The organism is Arthrobacter sp. 10N44_2 (genome assembly GCF_056394385.1).
The window spans coordinates 1-3,678 of record NZ_JBFTHT010000035.1; the positions used below are offsets into that span (position 1 = coordinate 1).

Sequence of the window (3,678 nt, forward strand, 5' to 3'; positions counted from 1 at the left end):
TTACCATGCGAGTGCGCCCTTCTTTGCAGCCGTGCGTGCCGCGTTTTCCTGCTCACGCATCTTCTCGGTCATGTAGACATCGATGCTGATATCGAGCGGGGTAGGCTCGCCAACTAGTGTGCCGCTGTCATCAACTGCATCGAGACGGCCTTTTTGGAGGGCGACCTGACCAAATAGCCGCTCCACCAGATGAGCGAGTGCGCCATCGTTGGCCCCGGTCTCTGGCGCAAATGATTCGATGGACAGACCCGCAGTGACAAGGGGCGAAAGGCAATCGGGCCGCACCCAGAACATCGTCCCTGCAAAGAAGCCGGCTTCGTCGGATGCGATCTCGGTGCCCAGAACCCTGTCGACCAGCGCACCATCGTCAGAGTATGGATTGCGGGAGAGTGGCAGGTAGAAAGGTGCAGGGCCTACCATCGCAAGGGTCGCATCGGCGCGGAATGCGGCAATGGTCTCCGCTGTCTGCTTCTTGGAACCGAGAAGCATATCAAAGACGTTCTCGCGCCAGAAGCGGCCTCGTTCCGGAACCAGGCGTCCGTCTCTGAAGAACCCCGCCTTCGTCTGGACCTTGAGGATCGCGTCGTAGTCGTGCTCGAGAATCGCGGGGAGGACGTCGAGGAAGGGTCCGATGTCGCGGCCCCGGTTGGCTGCGGGGTAGAGCAGTGCGTCCGGGTAAGCGGCACGCACGAGTTCGGCGATCTGGCGGTTGCCCCAGTCGGGCATCGTCACTACGAGATCGAAGCCCTCAGGGATGTTCGCGAGGTACTCGAGGGTCTCCGGAACGAGATCGCGATAATACAAGTGCGCGACGACGACGACCCTGTTGCCTCGGGTCCCGAGGCCACCGCGGATCGCGGCGAGGCTGGACTGACGGCTAGCTTCGGCGTCGTGGTCTAAGGGGAAGTCGGGGATATCGGGGATGCCGTCGAACAGCGGTTCAGCGGCGGCGACCAGCTCGTCGACAAGCCGATCGACTGAGCCGACGTTCAGACTACGCCGAGGCCGGCGTCCTTCGCGCAGACCGTAGCGCGCCCAGTGATGGACAGGATCCTTCCCCGCTTTGGCGACGTCGCTGTGCGTGGTGAGATAGAACGTCTCGTCGACGATTCCCGCGGCGCGGACGTACTTCTCCGCGGCCTTCGGATCGGCGAACGCCGTCCGCAGTGCGTCGCGGAAGTTGTCGGCGTCAACTGCACCGATCAGGGCGAGGAGTCTGCGGGCCGGGCCGGAGAACTCGGTGCGCGAGGTGTCTTCCAACGTCGGCTCGATCGCGGGGGGTCGCGCCGCCATCACGTTTGGGACGCCGAACTCGCTCGATCCGGGGACGGAGCCGCCCCTCACCATTCGCGCGCGGTTCTGGTGCTCCCGGGCCAAGCTGAACGCTTGGTACATGCGCTTCGCGATGGAGACCGCATCGTCGTCGTGGCCTCGGCGCGCCGCGTCGATGGTGACAGCGGCGCTCTGGAAAGCGTGGAAGTCGCCGCGAACGTCGTCTCTGGCCAGGTACCCGCCGAGCATGAAGCGGCGCAGCAGGCCGATCCCGTGCCGGTAGGTCGGCAGGTCGAAGGCGTCGGAGATCGCCTCGTCGAGGTCGGGGAACAGACCCGTCGGCTTGTAGCCAGCGTCGCCCAGTACCGAAACGACTTTGTCGTAGTACAGCGCCTCGAACCCTACGGAGCTGTTGACCGTCACCACCAGATCGGCCAGCGCAACCAGCTGGGCATTGTTGTACACCGCCTTGGTAGCGTCCAGCCACACGACGTCGTCTGCCCACGGGCGTAACGCGGCCCGGGCGAGGGAGAAGGCGAGGTTGGACTGTTGCCTGATCCTGGCACCCGGATGTGTCTTGATGACGGTCAGGTAACCGGCGGCAGCGAGCTTGGGCACGACATCGAGTACGACGTCTTCGACTGTCTCGTACTTGGAGAAGCGCAAGAGGTTGGCGTCGTCGTGGAGCTGGAGCGGGAGGAACGCGATTTTCCGGGTGGCGCCGAGGATCCGAGTCGACCAGTCCGCACCGTCGAGGGGGAGGAACTGCTGTTCGTAGGGCAGGGCCTCTATGTTCGCCGAGTAGCCGTAGAGCGTCTCGGCGGCCGTCATCGGGTTGTCGCCGACGATCCCGCGCAGGTCGTCCACTGACAGCCGGGGGACGATCGCGTTGCCGTTGGTGCCGAACGGGTCCATAACGACGCTCTGAAGGAACGGGGCACGGGTGCAGCCGAGCTCCATTGCAATGCGCGTCACGGGCCGCTCCTCGACGAAGCGCGTCACGGCGCCGTTCTCACCCCAGTGGACGATGATGTCGTAGGGGAAGACATTCCAGACGCGGCGCAGGACCCCGACGTAGTCGTCGGCGACGTCGCCACCTGCCATGAGACTCAACCACGCCGGGATGCCCTCGGTCTCCCAGTCGCAGAGATGCCCGGCGAACAGGGCCTCCTCGGCCGGGCTCGCCCGGATGAGGCGCTTCTCCACCCCGGCCAGGGCCTTATCCCCGAGGGCTCCCAACAGGGCACGCGTCGCATACATGCGAACGTCGAAATCCGGCGTGGACCCCGCGAGCAGCGGAAGGAAGTCCCGGGCTATGTCCTTGAACGTCGCCTGGCTATCCCGGATCGGGTGCGGCTCGACGTAGATCAAAACCCTCATACTTCACTCCAAAATGTCGTCAAACCGTCCACATGGGAGGTGCTACGCAGAAACTCGAAGTTCTCCGCTGCCTGCTGCTTGTAGTCAACAGACTTCACGGGCGCAGACAAGGCCTCGTACCAGTCGTCGAGCGACTCCATGAGCTCCAGACTTTCTGATTCCATGGCTCGCATGTCCGGGATCGGGCTGGCCAGCAGGCGGCAGCCCGATAGTGCAGCTTCGAGGAACTTCACCCGCGACTTGCACGCGTTGAAATCGCTCATTTCCAACGGGGCGATCACCGTGCTGCACAGCGTCATAAGCCCCGGCAGCCGTAAGAAGTTCACCACGGGCGCGGTGCTGACGTTCGGCAGCGCAGCAAGCGCCCGCGGAACCGCCACCGGTCCGACGATCATCAGCGAAAAGTCGGGATTCTCCATCAGCACCCGGTGCAGCGCGTCGGCCACGACCGGGAAGTCCCGGTCGTGGCTCTTCGTCCCTGCGAAGTAACCGATCGCCGTATGCGGGCGCGGCGCTAGGTACGTCTCCAGCTCGCCATGGACAGACAGGATCGACGGCGGGATGATGTTCGGCACGACGCTAACGTCAGCGTCCGGGTTGAAGTCCTTCACCCGCTGCGCAAGCGGCGCAGTCGAGACGGTCACCCGCCTGAAGCGAGGGTTCCCTACATTGGGCCGGTGAAAGATGTAAACATCGTAGTCAAGAATCGGATCCGCGAAAAACCGTCCAGCAGAGAGCACAGAACAGAAGAACCGTTGCTCTACAAGCGCCTCCGCGATGTGAAAACACCGATATCGGGTCGAGGCGTCACGCAGCGGATGCTCCACGCTCCATGTTTGACTAACAAAGCACACCGACTTCCGGGATTGCGAAGGATTTACCATGCGAGTGCGCCCTTCTTTGCAGCCGTGCGTGCCGCGTTTTCCTGCTCACGCATCTTCTCGGTCATGTAGACATCGATGCTGATATCGAGCGGGGTAGGCTCGCCAACTAGTGTGCCGCTGTCATCAACTGCATCGAGACGGC

At 63.4% G+C, this 3,678-nt stretch carries 2 protein-coding genes; both read right to left on the minus strand.

Translation table 11 applies throughout. The features are described from left to right. Complete coding sequence (locus AC1DBX_RS20605; protein ID WP_476932661.1) at nt 1-2,652, minus strand: rhamnan synthesis F family protein; 2,652 nt, start codon at nt 2,650-2,652, stop codon at nt 1-3. After that, nucleotides 2,649-3,479: a glycosyltransferase family protein gene (locus AC1DBX_RS20610; RefSeq protein ID WP_476932662.1), complete on the minus strand. Its 831-nt coding sequence runs from the start codon at nt 3,477-3,479 to the stop codon at nt 2,649-2,651. Before AC1DBX_RS20610 ends, AC1DBX_RS20605 begins: the two co-directional genes overlap by 4 nt. Nucleotides 3,480-3,678: the final 199 nt, after the last annotated feature.